Origin of the sequence: Marivita lacus (genome assembly GCF_014637725.1) — a bacterium.
GTDB classification, from domain to species: Bacteria; Pseudomonadota; Alphaproteobacteria; order Rhodobacterales; family Rhodobacteraceae; genus Marivita; species Marivita lacus.
Genome location: NZ_BMFC01000010.1, coordinates 1 through 25513 on the forward strand (window position 1 = coordinate 1; position 25513 = coordinate 25513).

Sequence of the window (25513 nt, forward strand, 5' to 3'; positions counted from 1 at the left end):
TGCGGGCCGACAGCGCGTCGGGGGAAAAGCCCGCGAAGACGATGGAGTGGATGGCCCCGATGCGCGCGCAGGCCAGCATGGCATAGGCGGCCTCGGGGATCATCGGCATGTAGATCACCACGCGGTCACCGCGCCGCACGCCGAGCGTTTCCAGGATGTTGGCCATCCGGCAGACGCTGCGGTGCAGGTCGCGGTAGGTGATGTGCTTGGCCGGCTCATCGGGATCGTCCGGCTCGAAGATGATGGCCGTCTGGTCAGCCCGCGTCGCCAGATGCCGGTCGACACAGTTGGCGGCGACGTTCAGCGTGCCATCGGCGTACCAGTTGATCTTGACCCGGCCAAGGGTGAAATCCACGTCCTTGATCTGCGTCGGTGCGGTCATCCAGTCCAGACGCTGCGCCGCCTCCGCCCAGAACCCCTCCGGATCGGACACAGACCGCGCATACATCTCCTCGTACCGCGCCGCGTCGATATGGGCGGTCTTCGCCAGATCCTCGGAAGGGGGATAGGTCGTGTCAGTCATGGGAGTCCTCCTCTTTGTTCAAAAGAAAACCGCCCCGCCGGGAAATGGCAAGGGCGGTTTCCATCGCAAAACGCAAAAATACCGCTTCAGATCGCGAGGTATTCTGCCCGCAGCGTGGCGTTTTCCAGAACTTCTGCCGCCGAGCCATCGAATACGATGGAGCCGGTGTCGAGGATGATCGCGCGATCGGCCAGTTGCAGCGCGCGTACCGCGTTCTGTTCGACAATGATTGTCGTCATCCCCTGTTCCTTGATCACGCGGAGGGTCTTTTCGATCTCGTCCACGATCACCGGCGCCAAGCCTTCGTAGGGTTCGTCCAGCAGCAGCACCTTGAGGTCGCGGGCCAGGGCCCGCGCGATCGACAGCATTTGCTGCTCACCTCCCGAAAGGGTCACGCCATCCTGATTGCGGCGTTCGCCCAGACGCGGGAACAGATCGTACAGACGTTCGATCGACCAGCCGATGGGCGGGGCGATCTGGGCCAGTTGCAGGTTCTCCTCGACGGTAAGGCCAGGGATGATCCGGCGGTCTTCGGGCACGAGTCCCAGACCGACCGTCGCCGCCTCGTAGGAGGTCATCTTGTGCAAGGGCTGGTGGTCGAGCCAGATTTCACCGTGATTGACCTGCGGGTTATCCATGCGTGCGATGGAGCGGAGCGTCGTGGTCTTGCCCGCGCCGTTGCGCCCCAGAAGCGCGAGGATCTCGCCTTCGTGGACGTTGAAGGAGATGCCCTGCACGATATAGCTTTCGCCGTAATAGGAGTGCATGTCCCAGACGGAGAGGAAGGCAGGGGCTGTTTGCGCCTGATTGGCGTGTTTTGAAAAGTCGGGTTTGACGTTCATATGTCTGTCCTCGCTGTGGGAGGGGCGGCAGGGAAACCCCCGCCGAATGAAGTTACGCGGCTTCGCCGAGATAGGCTTCCTTGACCTTCGGATGCCCCTTGATGTTCTCTGGCGTATCCTCGACCAAGGGTGTGCCCTGCGCCAGAACGGTGATCCGCTCGGCCAGAGAGAACACCACGTGCATGTCATGCTCGATGATCGCGATCGTGATGTTGCGCTTTTCCTTGATCTCCTTGAGCAGGTCGATGGTGTTGTTCGTGTCCGCCCGCGCCATTCCCGCTGTCGGTTCGTCCAGCAGCAGCAGCTTGGGCTTCTGAACAAGACACATCGCCATTTCCAGACGCCGCTTGTCCCCGCGCGACATGGAGGCGGCATGCATGTGCCGCTTGTCGAGCATGTTGACTTCCTCCAGCATCTGCTCTGCCTGCTCGCGCAGTCCCGTCTCGCTGAACACCGACCGGATGCCGTGCAGGGCGAATGAGCCGTCCCGTTTTGCGAAGCAGGGGATCAGCATGTTTTCCATCACGGTCAGATCGCCGAAAATCTCGGGGGTCTGGAACACGCGGGAAATGCCCATCTGGTTGATTTCGAACGGGGTGCGACCCAGCACCGATTGCCCGTCGAACATGACCGACCCGGTATCCGGGATCAGCTTGCCGACGAGGCAATTGAGGAGCGTGGACTTGCCCGCGCCATTGGGCCCGATGATCGCGTGGCAGGTGTTTTCCGCCACGCTGAGGTTCACGTTTCCAAGGGCCTGCAGGCCGCCGAACCGTTTGTTGACATCTTTGACTTCGAGAATTCCCATCTGTCCGTCTCCTTATTCCGCAGGTTCGGTGGTTGCGTTCTTCGGGTCGTGCGCCTTCTTCTTGCGGCCAAACAGTCGGGACACGCGTTGCCCACCTTCGACAAGGCCACCCGGCAGGAAGATCACCACCAGCATGAACACGATGCCCAGCGTCAGGTGCCAGCCCTTGCCGATGAACGGGTAGATCAGGGTGACGACCACATCCTCCAGCCCGTCGGGCAGGAAGGCGAACCAGGTGTGCAGGATGTCCGAGTTGATCTTGGAAATGATGTTTTCCATGTATTTGATCAGACCGGCGCCCAGAACCGGGCCGATCAGCGTGCCGACACCACCGAGAATGGTCATCAGGACCACTTCTCCCGATGCGGTCCAGAACATGCGTTCGGCACCGGCCAGCGGATCCATCGACGCCATCAGGCCACCGGCAAGACCGGCATACATGCCTGAGATCACGAAGGCCGCCAGCGTGTAGGGGCGCGAGTTCAGGCCGGTGTAGTTCAGGCGTTGCTGGTTCGACTTGATGGCTCGCAGCATCATGCCGAACGGCGAGCGGAAGATGCGGATCGACAGGTAGAACGAGCACAGCATGATGATCGCGGCAAAATAGTAGCCGACGTTGAAGGTGAACAGCCAGTCGCCCACCGCCCATTGCGTGCTGGACCGCATCTCGAACCCGAACAGGGCCGGCACCGGAATGTTGCCTCCGGTGGTTGCCGCGCTCAGGATGCGCGGGTCGTTCAGCGCCAGTTGCAGGCCGGTTTCACCACCCGTGATCGGGGTCAGAACCGAGTAGGCCAGCGCAAAGGACATCTGCGCAAAGGCCAGTGTCAGGATCGAGAAGTAGATGCCTGATCGCCGCAGGCTGACATAGCCGATGATCAGGGCAAAGATGCCCGCGACAATGACAGCCAGGATGATGGCCGGGATCACGTTCATGCTGAGCAGCTTGAACATCCAGACCGCGGCGTAGGACCCCACCCCGAGGAAGGCGGCGTGACCAAAGCTGAGATAGCCGGTCAGGCCGAACAGGATGTTGAAGCCGATGGCGAAGATCCCGAAGATCACGAAGCGCTGCATCAGGTCGGGATAACCCGCGTTGAACTGCGCCATCGCCGAGCCCTCGGGGAAGGGGTTCAGGAAGAAGGGGGCAAAGGCCACCAGCACTGCCACGATCAGCAGGAGGGATGCGTCTTTTTTGTCCAGTCCGAACATGGATCAGTCCTCCATCACGCCCTTGCGACCCATCAGGCCACGCGGACGCGTCAACAGAATTATGATGGCAACAAGGTAGATGATCACCTGGTTGATGCCGGGGATTATGGCGATGACTTCGCGCATCGAGGCAAAGCTTTCCAGGATACCCAGAAGGAACCCGGCAAGCACCGCACCCGGCAGCGATCCCATGCCGCCGACAACCACCACCACGAAGCTCAGGACCAGAAAGTCCATGCCCATGTGGTAGTTGGGCGAATTGATCGGGGTGTACATCACACCTGCCAGACCCGCGACCGCCGCGGCCAGACCGAACATGATGGTGAACCGCTTGTCGATGTTGATGCCCAGCAGACCCACAGTCTCGCGGTCGGCCATGCCAGCGCGCACCACCATACCGAAGGTGGTGAATTGCAGGAAGGCGAACACCGCACCGATGATGACCGCGGCAAAGGCAAAGTAGACTAGGCGCCAGTAGGGATAGATGATCTGTCCGGCCTCAAACCCGATCAGCGCGCCGAAATCGAACGATCCGATAAAGGCCGAAGGGGCCGGTGTCGGGATCGGGTTGGCACCGTAGTAGTACTTGATGATCTCTTGCAGCACGATGGCCAAACCGAAGGTCACGAGGATCTGGTCGGCATGCGGGCGCTTGTAGAAGTGCTTGATCAGCCCGCGCTCCATGATCACGCCAATCGCGATCATCACCGGGATGGCGAACAGGATCGACAGCGGCACCGCCCAATCGATGATCCCCGCCCCAAGGCTTTCGCCGAAGATTTCGTAGATGTAAGGCACGTCCCGCATCTGGGGATTGCCGAGAAAGTCGACGGATCCGGGAACCGCGACTTCGTGGCTCAGGCTGAGCAGGCGCGACAGCGTCACGGCGCAGAACGCCCCGATCATGAACAGAGCGCCATGCGCAAAGTTCACCACGCCAAGCGTGCCGAAGATGAGTGTCAGGCCCAACGCGATCAGCGCGTAGGCCGAGCCCTTGTCGAGCCCGTTGAGAATTTGCAGGATTATGGCGTCCATTGCCCCACCCTTTGCGGTCAGAAGTGTGGAAGTGCAGACAGCCCGTAACAGCAACGGGCTGGAGAAGAGATGAGGTGGGCCGTGTGGCCCACCTCAAGAAACAAGGGCTTAAGCGCCGTTGTTGCAGGACCCCAGCGCGCCACCGGCGAACTGCGGGTGATCGGGCGCATAGGTGACTTGCTCGACAGGCGTAACCTCGACGATCTCCACGAGATCGAATTCGTTTTCGGGGTTTTCCTTGCCGCGCACCACGATGACGTCCTTGAAGCACTGATGGTCTTCGCCGCGATACAGCGTCGGACCATTGCCCATACCATCGAACGAGAAGCCTTCGAGCGCATCGACCACGGCGCAGGGGGCAAACGATCCCGCCCGCTCGACCGCGTCCGCATAAAGCAGCGTCTGCACGTAGCAAGTATGCGCCGCCTGGGACGGCGGGAAGCCGTATTTGGTGCCGAAGGACTGCACGAAGGCGTTGGTGCCCGAATACTTCGCGCCGAGCTGGTTTTCGAGTTTCCAGTCCCAGTTCTGCGAACCGAGGATGCCCGCGATGTTCGAACCCGCGCCGCGTGCCATCAGCTCGGAGTAAAGCGGCACGACGATCTCGAATTTCTTGCCATTGACCATACGGTCGCGCAGGCCGAACTGCACCGCGTTGGTCAGCGAGTTCACCATGTTTCCGCCGTAATGGTTCAGAACCAGCACGTCTGCGTCGGATTGCAGAACCGGCGTGATGTAGGACGAGAAGTCGGTCTGTGTCAGCGGTGTCAGAACCGTGCCGACAGTTTCCCAGCCCATCGCTTCGGTAGAGGACCGGATCGCTTCTTCTGTGGTGTAGCCCCAGTTGTAGTCGGCGGTCAGGTGATAGGCCTTGCGGTCGGACCCGTATTGCGCCGCCAGGATCGGCGCGAGCGCCGCACCAGACATGTACGAGTTGAAGAAGTGGCGGAAACCATTGGCCCGCTTGTCCTTGCCGGTCGTGTCATTGGCATGGGTCAGGCCAGCCATGAAGATGACGCCCGCTTCCTGGCACAGGGCCTGGACAGCAACGGCCACACCCGAGGACGAACCACCGGTGATCATGATCGCGCCGTCTTTTTCGATCATCGACTTGGCCGATGCGCGTGCGGCGTCGGATTTCGTCTGCGTGTCGCCGGTGACGAATTCGACCTTCTTGCCAAGAACGCCGCTGCCTTTCAGCACGGTGCCCGAGCCATCGGCATACTTGAAGGTTTCCAGCATGCCGTTGTCGGCACCGGTCCCGTTCAGATGGTCGACGGCAAGTTCGTACGCGCGCAGTTCGTCCGCGCCCTCGTCAGCGTAGGGGCCGGACTGGGGTACGTTGAAACCCAGGGTGACGGTCGCGCCTGACGGCGCGTTCGTGAAGCCACTGTCTTGTGCCGAGAGATAGGTGGGCAGAGCAAGGCCTGCGCCTGCCACAGCACCGGTCTTGAGCACGCCGCGACGTGTCAGGTTGCCTTTGGACATATAATCCTCCCAATGTCTTTATAGGGTTCGACGGGTTCCTCCACCCGCCAAGACCGCACATATGTGCAAATTGATTATCGGCTATGCATGGAAAACATAGCAATAAGCGCTTTGAGTTAAACGCTTTTTCTGTCAATAAATGAACAATGCAGTGCAGAAATCTGTAAATTAATTTTTTCGGCACTGCAGAAACGGATTGATTCAGCACGGGAATTCCAGATGCCCCGCGACACACTGACAGGAAGCCGCATCCGCGAGCGCAGGGTCATGACCGGGCTCAAGCAGTCCGAACTGGCAAAACGGGCCGATATTTCGCCTTCCTACCTCAATCTGATCGAACACAACCGCCGCAGAATCGGCGGGAAACTGCTGGTCGATATCGCCCATGCGCTGGGGGTCGAACCGGGTTCCCTGACCGAAGGGGCCGAGACCGCTCTGCTGGCCAATCTGCGCGAGGCCGCAACCAGTGCCGAGATGCCAGAGGCCGAACTGGCGCGGGTCGAGGAATTCGCAGGCCGGTTCCCGGGATGGGCCGGGCTTCTGGCCGACAGCCAGCGCAAGATCGAAACGCTGCAGCACAGCGTCGAGGCTCTGACCGACCGCCTGACCCATGACCCTCATCTTGCAGCATCGCTGCACGAGATGCTGTCCACCGTGACCGCGATCCGCTCGGCCGCGTCGATCCTTGCCGAACCTGGCGTTATCGAACCGGAATGGCAGCGGCGCTTCAATCGCAACATCTACGAAGACAGCGCCCGCCTCGCCGACACCAGCCGCAGCCTTGCGCAATATCTCGAGGAGTCGGACTCCGAAGCCTCCGAAACCAATGCGCCGCAGGATGAACTGGATGCGGTGTTCCAGAAGGTGGGGTTTCATCTGCCCGCTCTGGAAACGCCGCAGGCCGATGTCGATACAGTGGCGGCAGATCTGGGGCAGGGGTTGTCGCAAGCCGCCAAGTGGCTCTTGCAGCGCACGTTGGTGCGCTATCGCACCGATGCCCGACGGATGCCGCTGTCGGACTGCGCCGATGCGGTGGCCGCATCGGGCAGCGATCCGTTTGCGCTGGCCGCGCGGTTCGGTTGCGATCTGGCCAGTGCCATGCGCCGGCTTGCGCATCTGCCAGAGGACATTCTGCCCGATCCGGTCGGGCTGGCCATCTGCGACGGGTCCGGCGTGACGACCTTCCGCAAGCCGCTGCCGGAATTTCCCTTGCCGCGCCTTGGGGCGGGCTGTGCGCTCTGGCCGCTCTACCGGGCGCTGGCGCGGCCGATGATGGTGCATGTTGCCGTGATGCAACAGTCGGCCCGTGCCGCCGCGCGACACCGGGGATTTGCCATTTCGCAACCCATCGGACAGGCTGTTGCAGGAGAGGATGTGCTGTTTGAAAGCCACATGCTGATCGTGCCCGAACCCAAGCGCGACACCTCGGAAACTGTCCGCCGGGTCGGGTTGACCTGCCGGATTTGCCCGCATCCCGATTGCGATGCGCGACGCGAACCGTCGATCATGGTGGCCTCGGCCCCTAGGAAGCTTTGACACACTGCCTGCACTTCGTAATAGTTCATCCACGCTGGCCCAAAATAACGGCAAAAAGCCGACCAGCACCTTGCGGCACGGGGGAGGCGCGCATGTCCAAACAGGTTCTGTTGATCGAAGACGAACCCAATATCATCGAGGCAATCAGCTTTATCCTGTCGCGGGACGGTTGGAGCGTCAAAACCCATTCCAACGGGGCCGATGCCGTGGAAATGGTGAAAGAACGAAGACCCGACGTGCTGATCCTTGACGTGATGCTGCCGGGGAAAAGCGGCTATGATATCCTGCGGGAATTGCGGGACGACCCGGACATCAACGGATTGCCGGTCCTGATGCTCACCGCGCGGGGTCAGACCAAGGATCGCGAGATCGCGGAACGTGCGGGCTGTGACGCATTCATGACCAAACCGTTTTCCAATGCGGATGTGCTCGAAACCGTGCGAGCCCTTGCCGCGAAATGAAACGCACGACGGACAGGCCCGGATCGCCAACCGTCTTTCACGAACGACGCACCTACCGCCGCCGACGCGTCATGGATGCCGCGCGGGTCGCCCCCGGGTTGGCCTTGATCCTGTGGGCGCTGCCGATGGTCTGGCCGCAGACCGGCGAAGGCACCGTCAGCAGCGCAACCGCACTGATCTACATCTTCGCGGTCTGGGCGGGGGTGATCCTGTTGACATGGGGGCTGTCGCGCCTGCTGGCCGATGAGGCGGACGAGCCGTCGGATGACGAGTCATGAGCACGCTCAACCTGCTGGTCGCGGTCTGCACGGCCTACGTGTTCTTCCTGTTCTTCGTCGCCTTCGCGGCCGACCGGCTGGCCCTGCAGGGCAAGAGGGCATGGCTGCGGTCACCGCTGATCTACACGCTGTCGCTGTCGATCTACTGCACCGCCTGGACCTTCTACGGCGCAGTCGGATCGGCGGCGCGCAACGGGTTCGAATACCTGACGATCTATCTCGGCCCGACGCTCGTCATGGTCAGCTGGTGGTGGCTGTTGCGCAAGCTCATCCGCATCGGGCGCACGCAGAAGATCACCTCCATCGCCGACCTGATCTCGTCGCGCTACGGCAAGTCCAGCCTGCTGGCGGCGGGTGTGACGATCCTCGCGGTGATCGGCACGACGCCCTATATCGCGCTGCAACTGCAATCCGTGACCCTGTCCTTTTCGGTCTTTGCCGCGCAATCCGACGGGCTGGCGGCGCAGGATCAGGCGCAGGTGGCGCTGTGGCTGTCGCTGGGTCTGGCGCTGTTCACGGTGTTGTTCGGCACCCGGAACCTTGACGCAAAGGAACGGCATGACGGCGTCGTCATGGCCATCGCGGTGGAGGCGGTGGTCAAGCTGGTCGCCCTTTTGTCAGTCGGCATCTTCGTCGTTTGGGGCGTGTCCGGTGGTCTGACCGAAGCGCTGCACCGGATCGACGCCTCTGAATTTGGCGAATGGCACACCGACCGCAGCCGCTGGGCAGGGCTGATCTTTCTGTCGGCGGCGGCGTTCCTGTGTCTGCCGCGCACCTTTCAGGTGCTGGTGGTCGAGAACGATGACGAAAGCCATCTGCGCACGGCCAGCTGGGCCTTTCCGCTCTATCTGTGCCTCATCAGCCTTTTCGTCGTACCCATCGCGGTGGTCGGGCTCGACATCATGCCGGAAGGGTCGAACCCGGATCTCTTCGTTCTGACGGTGCCGCTGGCGCTGGGCGAGAACGGGCTGGCGATGCTGTCCTTTCTTGGCGGGTTCAGTTCCGCCACATCAATGGTGATCGTGGCGGCGATTGCGCTGTCGACAATGGTGTCGAACCACATCGTCATGCCGATCTGGCTGCACTTGAGCCCAAGCGGGGCCAGCGTGTCGGGCGATGTGCGCGCGGCGGTCTTGATGGCGCGGCGCATCTCCATCGTCGCGGTGGTCATGCTGGGCTATCTCTATTTCCGCATGTCGAGCGGTGGCGCGGCGCTGGCCTCGATCGGTCTGGTGGCCTTCTGCGGTCTGGCGCAGGTGCTGCCCGCGATGCTGGGCGGCATGTTCTGGCGCGGAGCCACACGGCTGGGCGCGTTTGCCGGGCTGACCGCCGGGTTCGTGATCTGGCTCTATACGCTCTATCTGCCCAGCTTTGGGGTGGGCACGATCCTGCCCATGTCGATCATCGACAACGGGCTGTTCGGTTGGGCCTGGCTGAAGCCCGACGCGCTTTTCGGCATCACCGGTCTGGACCAGCTCATGCACGCCCTGCTCTGGAGCATGCTGTTCAACGTCGTCTGCTTTGTCAGCGTGTCGCTGGTGACATTCCCCTCGCCGCTGGAACGGCTTCAGGCGGCGCAATTCGTCAACATTTTCGACCATTCCACCAGCGCCCGCAGCTGGTCGGGGGGTACGGCACAGACCGAAGACCTGATGGTCATGGCGCAGCGGATCCTGGGCGCCGGAGAAGCGCAGGCGCTGTTTCTGCGTCACGCAAGGCGGCAGGGCGCGCGCGGCAACCTGCCTGCGCCGACACCGGATTTCCTCGAAGCGCTGGAGCGCGAGCTGGGCAGTTCCGTGGGCGCTGCAACGGCGCATGCGATGGTGGGGCAGATCACCGGGGGCATGGCGATCTCGGTCGAAGACCTGATGGCGGTGGCGGATGAAACCGCGCAGATGCTCGAATACTCGGCCCGGCTCAAGGAACAGTCTCAGGAGTTGAGCCGCACCGCACTGGAATTGCGCAACGCCAACCAGAAGCTGACGCGCCTTTCGATCCAGAAGGACGCGTTTCTGAGCCAGATCAGCCACGAGCTGCGCACGCCCATGACCTCGATCCGGGCGTTTTCGGAAATCCTGCGCGATACCGACCAGATGACGCCTGCAGAGCAGTCGCGCTATGCCTCCATCATCCATGACGAGGCGCAACGCCTGACGCGCCTTCTGGATGATCTTCTGGATCTGAGCGTGGTGGAAAACGGGCAGGTGAACCTCAACCTGCGCGACGGCACGCTGCGTGACGCGCTGGATCGTGCGGTGTCGTCGGCGGGCATCGGCGAAGACGGGGTGCTGTTGGACATCGACCGCGATCCGTCCAGGGAGGGGATCGTGCTGCACACCGATCTTGACCGGTTGAGCCAGGTGTTCATCAACCTGATCGCCAATGCGCGCAAATATTGCGATGCCAAGGCCCCCCGCCTTGTCATTCGCGTGATGCAGGAAGCCGACCGCGTGGTGATTGATTTTCAAGACAACGGGTCGGGAATTGCACCCGACGCGGTTGACATGATCTTCGAGAAATTCGCCCGGGTCAGCGACCAGAAGGCTGGTGGGGCCGGACTTGGCCTCGCGATCTGTCGGCAGGTGATGACGCGGCTGGGCGGGTCTGTCGATTACCTGCCCGCCGCACGCGGCGCGACTTTCCGCGTGGTTCTGCCCTATCGCACCGCGATGGCCGCGCAATAAAGCGGTAAGGGCGATTTCGCTAAACCCTTGGTAACCAATTCCGGCGATAACCGGACAAACGGCCAAGGGGGCAGCCGCGCAGACATGACCGAGGACGCGACAGAAACGGTATTGCAGCGCAAGGCACATGCGCAGCGCAGGGCGCTGGGCGGTGGCGCATGGTCACTGCCTCGCGCGCTGGGCCGGGCCTTGTCGATCGCGGCGGATGCGCTCTGGGGCCTGACGCTGGTGGCGCGGACAACCGACGATGAAACCCTGTCGGCGGAACGGGCGGCCAGTCGCATCGGGGGCGACCGGCTTCTGGTGATCCTCGAACATGACAGCGGGCCGCGTGGGTTGGTGGCGTTTGACCGGGAGATCCTGACGGGGCTGATCGACGTGCAGACGCTGGGACGGGTGACGCGGTTTCCCAGCGACGCCCGCGCCTACACGCCAACCGATGCCGCCATGACCGCCCCCCTTGTCGATGCGGCCTTGCCCCGCTTCGCGTCGATGCTGTCGGCCCAGCCGGACATGGCGCATCTGCAGAACTACAGGTTCGGCGCGCTGGTCGAGGGTGCTCAGGCCGCCAGCCTTGCGCTCGACGCCGAAACCTATCACCTCACCGCGCTTGATGTGAGCCTTGCGCAGGACATGCGCAGCGGGCGCGTCCTGTTCCTGTTTCCCGAACCATCCCGCGCGACAGACACGGGCAAGGCGGCGCTGCCTGGCAGGCACGAGGCCGTGCTCAAACTCGCCCCGGTCCGGATGCAGGCGGTTCTGGCGCGCATCCACATCTCGCTGGACCGCGCACAAGCCCTCCGTCCCGGTGACGTGCTCCCGATTTCATCGCGGGCGGCATCGTCGGCCTCGCTTGTTCTGTCGGGGGGCCATGTCGTCGCGCGCGGAAAGCTGGGGCAGATGAACGGCTTTCGGGCCATTCGCGTCGGGGCAGGGGACACCGCGCTGCACACACCGGATCAGCGCGCGGCACAGCCCGAACCGCCGCAATCGTCCACGGCACTGGTGCCTATCCCGTCCGGCAAATCGGCGTTTGACCATGGCGGATCGCTGGAGATGGCGTTGAGTGACATTTCTGCCAGTCTTCCGGTCGTCTCTGACGCGTTCGAACTTTAGCCCTGCGCCTCTGCGGCCGCTTCCAGCGTCGGACGCAGGCCCGACAGGTCATAGCCCGCCCGCGCCACAGCCCCGAGGATGTCATCCGCGCTTTGCTGACCCGCCTGGCCGAGCGCCCAGAGGATCGAACTGCGCGTGCCAGAGGCGCAATAGGCCAGAACCGGACCATCCGACGCGTCGACCAGCGCGGCCTGCTGCGCGATCCGGTCTGGTGTCAGGGTCTGATGCGTGATCGGCAACACCTCGAACCGCAGGCCTTGAGCCTCGATCGCGGCGCGTATCGTGTCGGCCTGGTGCGATGGCGGCACTTCGGCATCCGGGCGGTTGCAGATCACGGTGGTGATCCCCGCTGCCTTGATGGCTGCGGCGTCTTCGGGGTCGATTTGCGGGGACACGCTGTAGCGGTCGGTGATGGTGCGAATATCCATGATCAAGACCTACTGCGCGGTTGCGGGTCTGTCCAGCCACGCCCGCAGGCTTGGCATGGCGCTCATTCCGGCGACCATTGCGCCAAGGAAGACCAACCCCTCGATCCCGCCATAGCTGAGCGAGGCAATCGCAGGCCCGGGGCACAGCCCGACCAGCCCCCAGCCCATGCCGAAGAGCACAGAGCCCACGACAAGGTTCTTGCCAAGGCGTGCTTCGGGACGCGGCGGCATGGCGTCGCCGGTCAGGGCAAAGCGGCGCTTTTCCGCGATGCGCCAGGCAATCGCCATCGGCAGAATCGCACCGCCCATGACAAAGGCCAGCGTCGGATCCCAATCGCCGAAGATGTCCAGCCAGCCCTGCACCTTGCGGGTGTCGGTCATGCCCGAAATGAACAGCCCGGCACCGAACAGGCCGCCGGCCACGAAAGCGAACAGATTGCGCATCAGATGATCCCCAGCAGGTGACGGAACAGCACGACGGTCAGACCGCCGGCGAGGATGTAGAACACGGTGGCAACCATGCCGCGCAGAGACATCCGTGAAATACCGCAGACCCCGTGCCCCGAGGTACAGCCATTGGCCAGCCGTGTGCCGATCCCGACAAGCAAGCCTGCCGCAACCAGCAGGGCAAAATTGCTCGTGGCATGGGTGTCCTTGGGGCCAAGGACGACCAGCAGCGCCACCGGGATCAGCGTGAGCCCGGCGAGAAAGCTGAGGCGTTCCCACATCGTGTTGCGCCCGCTGCCATCGACCAGCCCGCCGATGATGCCGCTCGCACCCATGATGCGGCCATTGGCAAGCAGGTACACCGCGCCGCCAGTGCCGATCAGCATGCCGCCGACCAGTCCGTAAATCCAATCCGGGTTCATGTTCTTACAATCCGTTCACTGGGACCTTGAGGAAGACCTTGCCGTCCTTGTCCGCGGGCGGCATTTGCCCGGCGCGCATGTTGACCTGCAGCGACGGGATAATGAGTTTGGGCATGGCCAGCGTGGCATCGCGCGCGTTGCGCATCTCGACAAAGCTGTCCTTGGTGGCACCGCCGCCGACATGCACGTTTCGTGCTTTCTGTTCGCCCACGGTGGTTTCCCAAGCATAGTCCTCGCGCCCCGGCGCCTTGTAATCGTGACCCACGAAAATGCGGGTGGCTTCGGGCAGGGCAAGGATTTTCTGCACCGAGTCGTACAGCACCTCGGAGGATCCGCCGGGAAAGTCGCAGCGCGCAGTGCCGAAATCGGGCATGAAGAGCGTGTCGCCCACAAAGGCCGCGTCGCCGATCACGTAGGTCAGGCAGGCGGGCGTGTGCCCCGGCGTGTGCAGCACATCGGCGCGCATCTGGCCGATATGGAAACTGTCGCCTTCGTCGAACAGCTGGTCGAACTGGCTGCCATCGCGCTGAAACTCGGTGCCTTCGTTGAACACCTTGCCGAACGTGTCCTGCACGACCTGTATGCGGTCGCCGATGCCCACCTTGCCGCCAAGCGCATCCTGCAGATAGGGTGCGGCGCTCAGGTGGTCGGCATGCACATGGGTCTCCAGCAGCCATTGAACCTCGAGGCCATTGGCCTTGACGAAATCAATGATCGCGTCGGCTGATTTGGTGTCGGTGCGACCCGAGGCGTAGTCGAAATCCAGCACGCTATCTACAATCGCGCAGGCGCTGCCCTCGGGGTCTTGCACCACGTAAGAGATCGTGTTGGTGGCGTCGTCGAAAAAACCAGTGACGTTGGGTGTCATGTCGCGGCCCTCCTTGTCTTGCCAAACATATAAAGAAAGCTGAATACGTAGCAAGGGGGTGCCGCGAAAAAACGCATGGCACACGCAAGTTTTCGGCGGCAGCCGGTCCTAGGCCTGTGGGGCAACAGCGCCGCCAGACGGGTTGGACAGATAAGCCAGCACATCGTTTTTGCCGATCACCCCGATCGCCGTGCCGCCATCGACCACCGCCAGGTCGGCGTCGCTGCTGACCAGAGTCGTCATCACCTCTTGCACCCGCGCATCCGCATCCACCGGCAGGGCGCCGTCAACGGGGGTGCCCACGCGCATCACGTCGCGGGCGCGCAACACACCCAAGGGGTTCATATGCTTGACGAAATCAGCCACGTAATCGTTCGAGGGGTTGCGGAAGATCTCCTGTGGTGTCCCACATTGCACGATCCGGCCGCCTTCCATGATGGCGATGCGGTTGCCAATCTTGAACGCCTCGTCGAGATCGTGGCTCACGAAGATGATCGTTCGTTTCAGCCGTTGCTGCAACTCCAGCAACTCGTCCTGCAACTTTGTGCGAATGAGCGGATCAAGCGCCGAGAACGGCTCGTCCATCAGCAGGATCGGCGCATCCGTGGCAAAGGCACGGGCCAGCCCGACCCGTTGCTGCATTCCGCCCGACAGTTCGCCCACCTTGCGGTCGGCCCAATCGGTCAGCCCGACAAGGGCAAGCTGTTTTTCAACCTGTCCGTTGCGCTCGGCCTTTGACTGACCGCCAAGCTCAAGGCCCAGCCCCACGTTCTCGCGCACGGACCGCCAGGGCAACAGGCCGAATTGCTGGAACACCATCGCCACGTGCCGCAGCCGCAAGGTGCGCAGAACCTCGGCGCTGGCATGCGTGACATCGACCATCCCGGTGCCGTCATGCACCCGCACACAGCCGCGCACGACCGGGTTCAGCCCGTTCACCGCCCGCAACAAGGTTGATTTGCCGGACCCGGAAAGCCCCATCAAAACGAGGATCTCGCCTTCGGCCACGGTCAGCGAACAATCATGCACGCCCAGAACCTGCCCGGTGTCGCGCTGGATCTGGCCTCGATCCTGTCCGCCATCCATCAGCGGCAGGGCGGCCTTGGGTTTGTCGCCGAACACGATGGACACATTGTCGAACTCTACGCGCGTGTTGCTCATTTGCTCCGCTCCATCCGCAGCATCCGGTCAAGAATGATCGCCACCACGACGATCACAAACCCGCTTTCGAACCCGCGTGCGGTGTTCACTTGGTTGAGCGCGCGGACCACGGGCACGCCCAAACCGTCGGCCCCAACCAGCGCCGCGATCACCACCATCGACAGCGACAGCATGATCGTCTGGTTCAGCCCGGTCATGATCTGCGGCAGGGCCGAGGGCAGCTCGACCTTCCACAGCAATTGCGATTTCGTGGCCCCGAACGCTTCGGCCGCTTCGATCAGGTGCAGGGGGGTCGAACTGACTCCCAGATGGGTCAGCCGGATCGGCGCAGGCAGCACGAAGATCACCGTGGCGATCAACCCCGGCACCATGCCGATGCCGAAAAACACGATCGCCGGAATAAGGTAGACGAAGGTTGGCAAGGTCTGCATGAGGTCCAGAACCGGCCGCATCCACGCGTAAAGCCTGGGCCGGTGCGCCACCGCGATGCCGATGGGCACACCGACGCCCATGCAGACCACGCAGGCCGACAGGACAAGCGTCAGGCTCTCGGTCGTTTCCTCCCAATAGCCCTGGTTGATGATGAACAAGAACCCCAGCACAACGAACAGTGCGACCTTCCAACTGCGTTGCAGGTACCAGGTCAGCGCCACGAACAGCCCCACGATCACCAGCGGATGCGGCGTTTGCAGCAGCCACAAAAAGCCGTCGATCATGGCTTCCAACGCATCTGCGACGCCATCGAAAAAGAACGCGCCATTGCGTTCGAGCCACGACATCGCTGTCCCGGCAACCTGTCCCACCGGGATCTTGTTCTCTGTCAACCAGTCCATGAAAAGGTCCTGTGATCAAAAAGGAAGGGCGGCCTGATGCCGCCCTGATCCGGTTACTGAAGCGCGGCCTTGACCGCCGCGACGGCATCGCCGCCATCCTTGGTGGTCACGCCGTCAAGCCATGCCACATAGGCGTCGGGGTTGGCCTGAAGCCAAGCGGTCGCAGCATCGCGCGCCTCGGTGCCGTCGTTCAGGATCGCGCCCATGATCTCGTTTTCCATGGCCAGCGTGAATTCGAGGTTGGTCAACAGCGTGCCGACATTCGGGCAGGCTTCGACAAACCCGGCGGTGGTGTTGGTGTAGACCGTTGCACCGCCAAGGTTAGGGCCGAACCAGTCATCGCCGCCGGTCAGGTATGTCATGTCGAAATTCGCGTTCATCGGGTGCGGTTCCCAGCCAAGGAACACAACCGGTTCGCCACGCTCGTCTGCGCGCGCCACCTGTGCCAGCATCCCCTGTTCCGAGCTTTCGACCACGTCGAAGCCCTCAAGGTCGAACGCATTGGCAGCAATCATGTCGATGATCAGGCGGTTGCCGTCATTGCCCGGCTCGATCCCGTAGATTTCGCCGTCCAGCGCATCGCGCTGCGCGGCAATGGCCTCAAAGCTGGTGATGCCCAGATCGGCGCCGGCCTTGTTGGTGGCCAGCGTATATTTCGCGCCTTCGAGGTTCGCGCGCACCGTGTCGACCGTGCCCGCATCGCGGTAGGGGGCGATGTCGGCTTCCATCGTCGGCATCCAGTTTCCGAGGAACACGTCCACATCGCCGCCCGCCAGCGCGGTATAGGTCACCGGAACCGACAGCACCTTGATGTCGGTGTCATATCCCAGAGCATCCAGAACGACGGTGGTCGCCGCCGTGGTCGCGGTGATGTCGGTCCAGCCCACATCGGAAAAGACGATTGTTTCGCAATCGGCTGCGGCCGCACCTGCGGCACAGATCGCGAGGATGGAAAGTGAAGATTTCATCATGTCTCAAGTCTCCCTGACAGAGGTCGTTTGTTTTTGTTGATTGACGAGTCAATTAAAAACGCCATACGGTCCCGTACGTCAAACACTTATTTCTTCGGGGTTGATCGTGCCGAAACTCGGGATGGAGCCTATACGCCGCGAGGCGCTGGTAAAAGCGACGATTGCCGAGATCGGTCAAACCGGGTCGCTCGACGTGACCGTGGCGCAGATCGCGCGGCGGGCGGGCATGTCGTCGGCGCTGGCGCACCACTATTTCGGCGGCAAGGATCAGATGTTTCTCGCCGCGATGCGCCATACGCTCAGCCTTTACGGCGCCGAGGTGCGCGGCGCACTTGCCATGGCCAAGAGACCGCGCGAGCGAACCGAGGCGATTATCCGCGCGGGGTTCACCAACTCGAACTTCCGCCGCGAAGTCGTTGCATCATGGCTGAACTTCTATGTTCTTGCCCAGTCCGACGATCAGGCGCGGCGCCTTCTGGCGGTGTATCAGCGCCGTTTGCATTCGAACCTCGTTTACAATCTTCGCCCCTTGATCGGGGGACAGGCGGTCGACGTCGCGCTGCGCATTGCGGGCCTCATCGACGGGCTTTATCTGCGCGAAGCCCTGAGCAGGGGCGCACCCTCAGGCGAGGGGGCCACGCTCAAGGTGCTGACGATGCTCGACCATGAACTCAGATTTGCCGACAGGGAGCCGAAATCATGAGCTACGACACCCAGCCGAAAGCCAGCCATTTCATCGACGGTGCCTATGTCGAAGACACCGCTGGCGTGCCGATCCCGGTGATCTATCCTGCCACCGGTGAACGGATCGCAACGGTCCATGCTGCGACCCCTGCGATTGTGGACAAGGCGCTTGCCGCCGCGCAGCGCGCGCAAAAGCAATGGGCCGCCATGTCCGGCACGGAACGCGGACGCATCCTGCGCCGTGCCGCCGACATCATGCGCGAGCGCAATCATGACCTGTCAATTCTCGAAACCCATGACACCGGCAAGCCGTACCAGGAGACCATCGCGGTCGATGCCACCAGCGGCGCGGATGCGCTGGAATATTTCGGCGGTCTCGCCGGCAGCCTGACCGGAGAACATATCCAGCTGGGCGAGAACTGGGTCTATACCCGTCGCGAACCCTTGGGCGTCTGTGTCGGAATCGGCGCGTGGAACTACCCGACCCAGATCGCCTGCTGGAAAGGCGCGCCTGCTTTGGCCTGTGGCAATTCCATGGTCTTCAAACCATCCGAGACAACACCGCTTTGTGCCCTGAAAGTTGCCGAAATCCTGCACGAGGCGGGCTTGCCTGCCGGGGTTTACAACGTGGTGCAGGGTATGGGCGAGGTCGGTGCCTCGCTTGTCACCGATCCCCGGGTGGCAAAGGTGTCGCTCACCGGGTCAGTCCCGACCGGAAAGAAAGTCTACGCGGCAGCGGCAGCGCAGATGAAGCACGTCACGATGGAGTTGGGTGGAAAATCTCCGCTTCTGATCTTTGAAGATGCCGATCTGGACAATGCTGTGGGTGGCGCCATCCTGGGTAATTTCTACTCCTCTGGTCAGGTGTGTTCGAACGGGACACGGGTATTTGTGCAGAAAGGGATTAAGGAAAAGTTTCTTTCTCGCCTCGCTGAACGACTTTCAAACGCGGTGATTGGCGATCCGCTGGACGAGGCCACCAATTTCGGGCCGATGGTGTCCGAAAACCAGATGAAGATCGTTCTTGAGTATATCGAAAAAGGCAAGGCTGAAGGCGCGCGTCTGGTGGCGGGCGGCGCGCGTCTTGATCGGGATGGCTTCTACCTGCAACCTACTGTTTTCGCAGACGTTACCGACGACATGACCATCGCGCGAGAAGAGATCTTCGGCCCCGTCATGGCGGTTCTTGATTTCGAGGATGAAGATGAAGCGATAACCCGCGCCAATGCCACCGAATTTGGCCTGTCCGCCGGTGTGTTTACCCGCGACCTGTCGCGCGCGCACCGCGTCATCGCGCAGCTCGAGGCAGGGTCGTGCTACATCAATTCCTACAATGACGCGCCTGTAGAAGCCCCGTTCGGCGGCACGAAAATGTCGGGTGTCGGGCGCGAAAACTCCAGGGAAGCCATCCATCACTACAGCGAATTGAAATCCGTCTTCGTTCGCATGGGCGATGTCGAGGCTCCGTACTAAGGCACTGTTATGAAAGCTGATTATGTCATAGTGGGCGCAGGCTCTGCGGGCTGCGCGATGGCCTATCGTTTGTCTGAGGCCGGGCGGTCGGTGATCGTCATCGAACATGGCGGCTCCGATGCGGGGCCGTTCATCCAGATGCCCGGTGCGCTCAGCTATCCGATGAACATGAAGCGCTATGACTGGGGGTTTCGCACCGAACCGGAACCACATCTGGGGGGGCGTCGGCTGGCCTGTCCGCGCGGCAAGGTGATCGGTGGGTCGTCGTCTATCAACGGCATGATCTACGTCCGTGGCCACGCGCGGGACTATGACCATTGGCGTGATCAGGGCGCCAGCGGTTGGGGGTACCCAGATGTTTTGCCGTATTTTCAGCGGCTTGAGAGCTGGCATTCCGGCGGGCACGGTGGCGATCCGGAGTGGCGGGGCGGCGACGGTCCGGTGCATGTGACGCGCGGAGCGCGTGCGAACCCGCTGACCCGCGCCTTTGTCGAGGCGGGGGCGCAGGCGGGTTACGGGGTGACCGGCGACTACAACGGACACCGGCAGGAAGGGGTCGGGCCGTTCGACATGACAGTCTGGCAGGGAGAGCGCTGGTCTGCAGCCAAGGCCTATCTGCGCCCGGCACTCAAGCGTGAAAACTGCAATCTTGTCAGGGGGTTCGCGCGAAGAGTCGTGATCGAGGACGGATGCGCCAAAGGGGTTGAGATCGAACAAGGCGGCGACATCAAGGTGATCCGGGCGGATGTTGAAGTGATCCTTGCGGCATCGGCCATCAACTCACCGAAATTGCTCATGCTTTCCGGGATTGGGCCGGCAAGACACCTGCAGGACAACGGCATCGACGTGGTCGCGGATCGGCCCGGCGTGGGGCAAAATCTTCAGGATCACCTCGAGGTCTATGTGCAGGCGGCGGCGAGCCAGAAGGTGAGCCTGTTCAAGTACTGGAACCTGCTGGGCAAGGCCTATGTCGGCGCACGGTGGCTGTTCACGAAAACCGGGCCTGGAGCGTCTAACCAGTTTGAAAGTGCTGGATTTATTCGGTCAAAGGCGGGTGTCGAGTATCCTGATTTGCAGATCCATTTCCTGCCCATTGCCGTGCGGTATGATGGGAAGATTGCGGCTGAAGGGCACGGGTTTCAGGCGCATGTCGGGCCGATGCGGTCGCCGTCACGCGGGCAGATCACCTTGCGGTCGGGTGATCCGAAGGACGAGCCGAGGATTTTCTTCAATTATATGAGCCACTTGAAAGACTGGGCCGACTTTCGGCAAGGCATCCGGCTGGTGCGCGAGATCTTTGAGCAGGACGCGTTCAAACCCTATTTCAAACATGAAATCCAACCGGGAGAGACCGCGCAAAGTGATGAAATGCTTGACAATTTCATCCGCGAGCACGCCGAGAGCGCGTATCACCCCTGCGGCACCTGCAAGATGGGATCGAGGGAGGATCCGATGGCGGTTGTGGACCCGGAAACACGGGTAATTGGTGTGCAAAATCTGAGGGTTGCGGACAGTTCGATCTTTCCGCGCATCACCAATGGCAACCTGAATGCGCCGTCGATTCTGGTAGGGGAAAAGGCGTCGGACCACATTCTGGGCAAGGCGCCGTTGGCGTCGGACAATCGGGAGCCGTGGATTCACCCCGACTGGACCACGTCGCAGCGTTGAGCCGTACGGATCGTACGGGGCATTCGTACAGGGCGCATTGGGAGTTCGGGCGCACCAATCCTTCTTTTAAATAGCATAAAAAATAAAGGTCATTCGATAAAGTAGAACGAAACCCGAAACGATTTCTTAATCCATTCCGGCTATTCATCTACGCAAGGCATCGTGCCCTCAACCTTATGGCCCAACGGGTTTGGGGAACGGTGCTTCGGGTCAGGATCGGGAGATTGGTGTTCAGAAGCTTCCCTGGCGGCAGCGGGGGTATCGCGGCTACCTCCTGTAACCTTGCTCGAGGATGGCGTATTACGGCGGGATGACCGACTCACTGTCCGACTTGATCGCGTGTCCGAAATGCGATGCGCTCCACCGCGTGCCAGACGTGGATATCGGGGCGCAGGCGCGCTGTGTGCGCTGCGGCACGGTGCTGATGGCACCCAAGGACGGGGCGATGACACGGATCGTGATGCTGTCGGTCACGGCGCTGATCCTGATGGTGGCGGCAGTGTTCTTTCCGTTCCTGGAACTGAGCGTGCAGGGGCTGGGGCGCAAAAGCTCGGTCTTTGACGCAGTGCTCGCGTTCTCGGACGGGTTGATGTTGCCGCTTTCGGTCGCGGTGGCGGCACTGATCGTGGTGCTGCCGGTGTTTCGCTTTGTCGCGCTGATCTACGTGTTCGCGCCGATGGCCCTGGGATGGACGCCTGCGCCTCGGGCAAAAACGGTGTTCAAGCTCGCGGAATCCGTCCGGCCCTGGGCGATGGCCGAGATTTTCATCATCGGCGTAGCGGTGGCCCTGGTCAAGGTGGCGGGGCTGGCACAGGTGACGCTGGGCCCGGCATTCTGGGCGTTCGTGGGATTGGTGATCATCACCGTCCTCAAGGATAATTTCATGTGTCGGGTGACGGTATGGCAAACGCTGAACGCGCGCAGCCCGTCCTGACCGCCCGCAAGGCCGGTCTGGTGGGATGTGCCGAATGCGGTCACGTCCACCCGAAGGGAACGCCGACCTGTTCGGTCTGCGGCAGCGGTCTGGCCAGCCGCGACTCTGCCAGCCTGCAACGGGTCTGGGCGTGGCTGATCGCCGGGATGGTCATCTACATCCCGGCCAACGTCTATCCGATGCTGCGCACCACGACATTCGGGGCGACACAGGAAAGCACGATCGTCGGCGGCGTGATCGACCTCGTCGACCACGGGTCGATCGGTGTCGCTCTGATCGTTTTCGTGGCCTCTGTCATCATCCCGGTGAGCAAGTTTATCGCGATTGCGTATCTTGCCCTGCGGGTTCAACGTGGAAAACCGGGAACGTCGACCCATTTCCACCTGTATGAATTTGTGGAATTCATTGGACGTTGGTCGATGATCGACGTGTTCGTCGTGGCGATCCTGTCTGCGCTTGTGCAGCTGAATTTCGTGGCGTCGATCAATCCCGGGATCGCCGCCGTGAGCTTTGCGCTTTCGGTTGCATTCACCATGATTTCGGCAAATAGCTTTGACCCCAGGCTGATCTGGGACGCGCCTGAAGGAAACCCGGTTTGAGTGATCCGACCCCTGGCGACATGAAAGTCACCCCGCGCAAGACGTCGATCTGGCGCAACCTGTCCTTCGTCTGGGTTGTGCCGTTTCTGGCGCTGGCGGTGTCTCTCGGGATCGCGTGGCAAAGCTTTGCGGATCGCGGCGCGTTGATCGAGGTGTCGTTCGAGAATGCGTCGGGTGTTGTCGCCGGGGAAACGACGGTGCGCTACCGTGAAGTTGTCGTGGGCACGGTGGAAGACGTACGCTTTACCGAGGATTTGAACCGGGTCGTCGTGGCGGTGCGTGTGGACAATGATGTCGCGCCCTATATCGACGCCGAGGCGATGTTCTGGGTGGTGCGGCCCGAGGTGTCGGCGCGCGGGATCAGCGGGCTGTCGACCGTGCTTTCGGGCGTTTATATCGAAGGCGCATGGGACAATGTGCCGGGCGATCCTGCGCAGAGTTTCGTCGGGTCGGACACGCCGCCGCTGAACCAGCCGGGGCGCCCGGGGCAGCGGATCACGCTGGCCACCGATGATGGCACGACGATTTCCTATGGATCGCCGGTGTTGTTCCGGGGGGTCGAGGTGGGTCGGCTGGAGACGCCGCGCCTGTCGGCGGATGGCCGGACCGTTCTGGTGGATGCGTTCATCGACGCGCCGCATGACTCGCGGCTGACCATGGCGACGCGGTTCTGGGACACATCGGGATTCGAGCTTTCGTTCGGGGCATCGGGATTTTCGGTGGATTTCGACTCGCTTGCGTCATTGGTCACCGGGGGCGTGTCGTTCGACAATGTCTACGAAAACGGGGAGCCCTTGCCGCCCGGCTATGTCTTCACGCTTTACGACGAGGAGAGCGTCGCACGTCGCAACACCCTCGTGCGGGGCCCGTCGCAGGGCGTGCCGTTCACGATCCAGTTCTCTGAATCCGTGGAGGGGCTCGAGGCCGGCGATGACGTGACCTACCAGGGGCTGGAGGTCGGCGTGGTCACCGACATCCGGTCACGAATCTTGGAGACACAGTCGGGGCCTGAGCTTTTGCTGCTGGTCGGCGTGTCGATCGACCCGCAGCGCATGGGGCTTCCGACGGATGCGGGCGCCGAGGAAACGGTCGAATTCTTCCGGTTTGCGGTCGAGAGCGGGATGCGTGCGCGATTGGCCACGGAAAGCCTTTTGAGCAGCGATCTGCGGGTCGAACTGGTGGTGCTGGACGATGCGGTTCCGACAACGCTGCGCGAGGTCGAGGGTGAGCCGCCGCGTCTGCCGAGTGTTGAATCGAACCTGTCGGATTTCACCGCGACCGCGGAAGGCGTGCTGGAACGGATCAACGCGCTGCCCATCGAAGAGGTGATGCAGCAGGCGATCAACCTGATGAACGCGGTCGAGCAATTGGCGCGCAACGAGGATTTGCAGCGCGTGCCCGGATCGACGGTGGCGCTGCTGGAGGACACCCGCGCGCTGGTGGGCAACGAGGCGATCCAGGCGATTCCGGCGCAGATCGAGACGGCCGTGAACGACCTGACGGCGCTGGTGGCCGAGGTGCGTGAAGGCGGTGCGGTGGCCTCGCTCAACAGCGCGCTTGCCAGCCTTGACGAGGCGATGGTGGGAATCAACGAGGCGTCGAAAACGGCGCCGGCCCTGACGCGGAACCTTGCAAGATTGACCGAGGAAGACATCCCGGCGGTGCTCGCGGAATTGCAGGGGGTGGCGCAGACCGCGCAGGATCTGAAGCTGGACGAGCTGGTGGCGAGCGCCACGGCAACGCTCAACAGCGTCGATGCGCTGATCGCGCAGGAGGCGGTGCAGGGCATTCCTGCGGCGGTGACCGCGGCGATCGAGGACGTGCGGTCGATCGTGGCGGAGGTGCGCGAGGAGGGTGCGGTCGAGGCGCTGGGATCGTCGCTGCGCAACCTCGACCGGGCGATGGCGGATATCAGCGTGGCCTCGCAGGATGCGCCCGCGCTGACCGCGAACCTGCGTCAGATCACCGAGACCGACATTCCGGAGCTGCTGGCCGAGATCGAGTCAGTGGCGCGCACGGCGAAGGACCTGGAGTTGCAGGCGCTGGTCGACAGTGCGACCAGCACGCTCAACCGGGTCGATGCCTTGGTGGGGTCGGAAGAGACGCTGGAACTGCCGGGCACGCTGAACGACGCACTGACCGAGATGCGGCTGGCGCTGGTCGAACTGCGCGAGGGTGGCGTGGTCGAGAACCTGAACGCGACTCTGCAATCGGCGTCGGATGCCGCCGGATCCGTGGCGGAGTCGGTGGAGGACCTGCCGCAGCTGACTGCCCGGCTGGAGCGGCTCGTGGCAGAGACGGAGACCGTGATCACGTCGTATGGCGCGCGGTCGGATTTCAATACGCAGACGCTGTCGGCGCTGCGCGATGTACAGAATGCGGCCAAGGCGATCTCGGAACTGGCGCGCGCGATCGAGCGCAGCCCGAATTCGCTGATCTTCGGGCGCTGAGGAAGGACAAGGACGATGACGGGATTGAACTGGCGCGGCGCGGCTTTTGTAATGGCGTTGCCGCTTGCGGCCTGCAGCGGCACGGACAGCGCGCGCTACCTGATCGACGCGCCCGCAGTGGCGGATGCGCAAACGCGGGTGTCGGTGCAGACCGTCGAACTGCGCGACGTGTCCCTGCCCACCCATGCGTCCGGAACGTCGATTTTCCTGCGCGAGGCGGATGGCGGGTTGCGCCCCTTGGGCAACGCAGAATGGGCGGATGATCCCGAGCGCGCGGTCACCGGCACGCTGGCGCAATTGCTGGACGCGCGCAGCAGCGCGACCGTGTCGGCAGAGCCCTGGCCCTTGCGGGATGGGCCGACCGCACGGCTGGATGTGCGCGTCGACAAGATGCTTGCCGAGGCGTCGGGTGTGTTCGACATCACCGGGCAGGTGGCGGTCAGCGCGGTTGACGGGCGCCCGCGCGAACGGGTCGAGCGGTTCGCCATTTCCGTGCCGATCACCGAAATGAGCGCCGCGGGTGTGACAGAGGCGCAGGGCCGCGCCTTGGTGGAACTGTCCGACGCGTTGATCGGGCTGTTGCGCTAGCCCC

At 62.5% G+C, this 25513-nt stretch carries 25 protein-coding genes; 12 read left to right on the forward strand and 13 right to left on the reverse strand.

The window, feature by feature from the left end:
* The 6 genes from IEV82_RS16310 to IEV82_RS16335 form a co-directional block, all read right to left on the reverse strand.
* Positions 1-523: AMP-binding protein (locus IEV82_RS16310; RefSeq protein ID WP_188483097.1), on the reverse strand; the 523-nt coding region annotated here is incomplete at its 3' end.
* 86 nt (positions 524-609) lie between these two features.
* On the reverse strand, positions 610-1365 hold the full coding sequence (locus IEV82_RS16315) for an ABC transporter ATP-binding protein (RefSeq protein ID WP_188483098.1): 756 nt from the start codon (positions 1363-1365) through the stop codon (positions 610-612).
* 52 nt (positions 1366-1417) lie between these two features.
* Entirely contained in the window at positions 1418-2173 is a 756-nt protein-coding gene (locus IEV82_RS16320) for an ABC transporter ATP-binding protein (RefSeq protein WP_188483099.1), read from the reverse strand.
* Between the two features lie 12 nt (positions 2174-2185).
* Entirely contained in the window at positions 2186-3385 is a 1200-nt protein-coding gene (locus IEV82_RS16325) for a branched-chain amino acid ABC transporter permease (protein WP_188483100.1), read from the reverse strand.
* Between the two features lie 3 nt (positions 3386-3388).
* Entirely contained in the window at positions 3389-4420 is a 1032-nt protein-coding gene (locus tag IEV82_RS16330; protein ID WP_188483101.1) for a branched-chain amino acid ABC transporter permease, read from the reverse strand.
* A 108-nt stretch (positions 4421-4528) separates the two neighbouring features.
* Positions 4529-5908, reverse strand: a complete 1380-nt coding sequence (locus tag IEV82_RS16335; protein ID WP_188483102.1) for a substrate-binding protein — start codon at positions 5906-5908, stop codon at positions 4529-4531.
* Between the two features lie 219 nt (positions 5909-6127).
* Between IEV82_RS16335 and IEV82_RS16340 the strand changes: the two genes are divergently transcribed.
* From IEV82_RS16340 to IEV82_RS16360, 5 genes are all read left to right on the forward strand, one after another.
* Entirely contained in the window at positions 6128-7444 is a 1317-nt protein-coding gene (locus IEV82_RS16340) for a helix-turn-helix domain-containing protein (RefSeq protein WP_188483103.1), read from the forward strand.
* Between the two features lie 92 nt (positions 7445-7536).
* Positions 7537-7905 (forward strand): response regulator transcription factor, encoded by a 369-nt coding sequence (locus IEV82_RS16345; protein ID WP_188483104.1) that lies wholly within the window; start codon positions 7537-7539, stop codon positions 7903-7905.
* Positions 7902-8183, forward strand: coding sequence for a hypothetical protein (locus IEV82_RS16350; RefSeq protein WP_188483105.1), 282 nt, complete (start codon positions 7902-7904; stop codon positions 8181-8183). The genes IEV82_RS16345 and IEV82_RS16350 overlap by 4 nt, the downstream gene beginning before the upstream one ends.
* Entirely contained in the window at positions 8180-10867 is a 2688-nt protein-coding gene (locus tag IEV82_RS16355; protein ID WP_188483106.1) for a sensor histidine kinase, read from the forward strand. Before IEV82_RS16350 ends, IEV82_RS16355 begins: the two co-directional genes overlap by 4 nt.
* An 84-nt stretch (positions 10868-10951) precedes the next feature.
* A complete protein-coding gene (locus IEV82_RS16360; protein WP_188483107.1) occupies positions 10952-11983 on the forward strand; it encodes a flagellar motor switch protein FliM in 1032 nt (343 codons plus the stop codon).
* Here IEV82_RS16360 and IEV82_RS16365 read toward each other — a convergent pair.
* The 7 genes from IEV82_RS16365 to choX form a co-directional block, all read right to left on the reverse strand.
* Entirely contained in the window at positions 11980-12411 is a 432-nt protein-coding gene (locus IEV82_RS16365) for a protein tyrosine phosphatase family protein (protein ID WP_188483108.1), read from the reverse strand. The genes IEV82_RS16360 and IEV82_RS16365 overlap by 4 nt on opposite strands.
* A gap of 9 nt (positions 12412-12420) precedes the next feature.
* Positions 12421-12855, reverse strand: a complete 435-nt coding sequence (locus IEV82_RS16370) for a DUF6691 family protein (RefSeq protein ID WP_188483109.1) — start codon at positions 12853-12855, stop codon at positions 12421-12423.
* Positions 12855-13280: a YeeE/YedE family protein gene (locus IEV82_RS16375; RefSeq protein WP_188483110.1), complete on the reverse strand. Its 426-nt coding sequence runs from the start codon at positions 13278-13280 to the stop codon at positions 12855-12857. The genes IEV82_RS16370 and IEV82_RS16375 overlap by 1 nt, the downstream gene beginning before the upstream one ends.
* Before the next feature lie 4 nt (positions 13281-13284).
* Entirely contained in the window at positions 13285-14148 is an 864-nt protein-coding gene (locus IEV82_RS16380; protein ID WP_188483111.1) for an MBL fold metallo-hydrolase, read from the reverse strand.
* A gap of 108 nt (positions 14149-14256) precedes the next feature.
* On the reverse strand, positions 14257-15309 hold the full coding sequence (gene choV / locus IEV82_RS16385; protein WP_188483112.1) for a choline ABC transporter ATP-binding protein: 1053 nt from the start codon (positions 15307-15309) through the stop codon (positions 14257-14259).
* Positions 15306-16142, reverse strand: coding sequence for a choline ABC transporter permease subunit (gene choW / locus IEV82_RS16390; RefSeq protein WP_188483113.1), 837 nt, complete (start codon positions 16140-16142; stop codon positions 15306-15308). The genes choV and choW overlap by 4 nt, the downstream gene beginning before the upstream one ends.
* Before the next feature lie 53 nt (positions 16143-16195).
* Positions 16196-17110: a choline ABC transporter substrate-binding protein gene (gene choX, locus IEV82_RS16395; protein ID WP_188483259.1), complete on the reverse strand. Its 915-nt coding sequence runs from the start codon at positions 17108-17110 to the stop codon at positions 16196-16198.
* Between the two features lie 124 nt (positions 17111-17234).
* Between choX and betI the strand changes: the two genes are divergently transcribed.
* The 7 genes from betI (at position 17235) to IEV82_RS16430 (ending at position 25509) form a co-directional block, all read left to right on the forward strand.
* A complete protein-coding gene (betI, locus tag IEV82_RS16400; protein WP_188483260.1) occupies positions 17235-17816 on the forward strand; it encodes a choline-binding transcriptional repressor BetI in 582 nt (193 codons plus the stop codon).
* Entirely contained in the window at positions 17813-19270 is a 1458-nt protein-coding gene (gene betB / locus IEV82_RS16405; protein WP_188483114.1) for a betaine-aldehyde dehydrogenase, read from the forward strand. Before betI ends, betB begins: the two co-directional genes overlap by 4 nt.
* A 9-nt stretch (positions 19271-19279) precedes the next feature.
* Positions 19280-20938 carry a choline dehydrogenase gene (betA, locus tag IEV82_RS16410; protein WP_188483115.1) on the forward strand — a complete coding sequence of 553 codons (1659 nt, stop codon included), beginning with the start codon at positions 19280-19282 and terminating at the stop codon, positions 20936-20938.
* A 310-nt stretch (positions 20939-21248) separates the two neighbouring features.
* Positions 21249-21872, forward strand: a complete 624-nt coding sequence (locus IEV82_RS16415) for a paraquat-inducible protein A (RefSeq protein ID WP_188483116.1) — start codon at positions 21249-21251, stop codon at positions 21870-21872.
* Positions 21839-22471: a paraquat-inducible protein A gene (locus IEV82_RS16420; RefSeq protein ID WP_188483117.1), complete on the forward strand. Its 633-nt coding sequence runs from the start codon at positions 21839-21841 to the stop codon at positions 22469-22471. The genes IEV82_RS16415 and IEV82_RS16420 overlap by 34 nt, the downstream gene beginning before the upstream one ends.
* A complete protein-coding gene (locus IEV82_RS16425; RefSeq protein WP_188483118.1) occupies positions 22468-24921 on the forward strand; it encodes an MlaD family protein in 2454 nt (817 codons plus the stop codon). The genes IEV82_RS16420 and IEV82_RS16425 overlap by 4 nt, the downstream gene beginning before the upstream one ends.
* A gap of 15 nt (positions 24922-24936) precedes the next feature.
* Positions 24937-25509, forward strand: coding sequence for a PqiC family protein (locus IEV82_RS16430; RefSeq protein WP_229747874.1), 573 nt, complete (start codon positions 24937-24939; stop codon positions 25507-25509).
* Positions 25510-25513 lie beyond the last annotated feature (4 nt).

Excerpts from the sequence above, each read along its gene's own strand:
- IEV82_RS16315 (WP_188483098.1), bottom strand. The coding sequence starts at position 1,365 with ATGAACGTCAAACCCGACTTTTCAAAACACGCCAATCAGGCGCAAACA.
- IEV82_RS16320 (WP_188483099.1), bottom strand. The coding sequence starts at position 2,173 with ATGGGAATTCTCGAAGTCAAAGATGTCAACAAACGGTTCGGCGGCCTG.
- IEV82_RS16325 (WP_188483100.1), bottom strand. The coding sequence starts at position 3,385 with ATGTTCGGACTGGACAAAAAAGACGCATCCCTCCTGCTGATCGTGGCA.
- IEV82_RS16330 (WP_188483101.1), bottom strand. The coding sequence starts at position 4,420 with ATGGACGCCATAATCCTGCAAATTCTCAACGGGCTCGACAAGGGCTCG.
- IEV82_RS16335 (WP_188483102.1), bottom strand. The coding sequence starts at position 5,908 with ATGTCCAAAGGCAACCTGACACGTCGCGGCGTGCTCAAGACCGGTGCT.
- IEV82_RS16340 (WP_188483103.1), top strand. The coding sequence starts at position 6,128 with ATGCCCCGCGACACACTGACAGGAAGCCGCATCCGCGAGCGCAGGGTC.
- IEV82_RS16345 (WP_188483104.1), top strand. The coding sequence starts at position 7,537 with ATGTCCAAACAGGTTCTGTTGATCGAAGACGAACCCAATATCATCGAG.
- IEV82_RS16350 (WP_188483105.1), top strand. The coding sequence starts at position 7,902 with ATGAAACGCACGACGGACAGGCCCGGATCGCCAACCGTCTTTCACGAA.
- IEV82_RS16355 (WP_188483106.1), top strand. The coding sequence starts at position 8,180 with ATGAGCACGCTCAACCTGCTGGTCGCGGTCTGCACGGCCTACGTGTTC.
- IEV82_RS16360 (WP_188483107.1), top strand. The coding sequence starts at position 10,952 with ATGACCGAGGACGCGACAGAAACGGTATTGCAGCGCAAGGCACATGCG.
- IEV82_RS16365 (WP_188483108.1), bottom strand. The coding sequence starts at position 12,411 with ATGGATATTCGCACCATCACCGACCGCTACAGCGTGTCCCCGCAAATC.
- IEV82_RS16370 (WP_188483109.1), bottom strand. The coding sequence starts at position 12,855 with ATGCGCAATCTGTTCGCTTTCGTGGCCGGCGGCCTGTTCGGTGCCGGG.
- IEV82_RS16375 (WP_188483110.1), bottom strand. The coding sequence starts at position 13,280 with ATGAACCCGGATTGGATTTACGGACTGGTCGGCGGCATGCTGATCGGC.
- IEV82_RS16380 (WP_188483111.1), bottom strand. The coding sequence starts at position 14,148 with ATGACACCCAACGTCACTGGTTTTTTCGACGACGCCACCAACACGATC.
- choV (WP_188483112.1), bottom strand. The coding sequence starts at position 15,309 with ATGAGCAACACGCGCGTAGAGTTCGACAATGTGTCCATCGTGTTCGGC.
- choW (WP_188483113.1), bottom strand. The coding sequence starts at position 16,142 with ATGGACTGGTTGACAGAGAACAAGATCCCGGTGGGACAGGTTGCCGGG.
- choX (WP_188483259.1), bottom strand. The coding sequence starts at position 17,110 with ATGAAATCTTCACTTTCCATCCTCGCGATCTGTGCCGCAGGTGCGGCC.
- betI (WP_188483260.1), top strand. The coding sequence starts at position 17,235 with ATGGAGCCTATACGCCGCGAGGCGCTGGTAAAAGCGACGATTGCCGAG.
- betB (WP_188483114.1), top strand. The coding sequence starts at position 17,813 with ATGAGCTACGACACCCAGCCGAAAGCCAGCCATTTCATCGACGGTGCC.
- betA (WP_188483115.1), top strand. The coding sequence starts at position 19,280 with ATGAAAGCTGATTATGTCATAGTGGGCGCAGGCTCTGCGGGCTGCGCG.
- IEV82_RS16415 (WP_188483116.1), top strand. The coding sequence starts at position 21,249 with ATGACCGACTCACTGTCCGACTTGATCGCGTGTCCGAAATGCGATGCG.
- IEV82_RS16420 (WP_188483117.1), top strand. The coding sequence starts at position 21,839 with ATGGCAAACGCTGAACGCGCGCAGCCCGTCCTGACCGCCCGCAAGGCC.
- IEV82_RS16430 (WP_229747874.1), top strand. The coding sequence starts at position 24,937 with ATGACGGGATTGAACTGGCGCGGCGCGGCTTTTGTAATGGCGTTGCCG.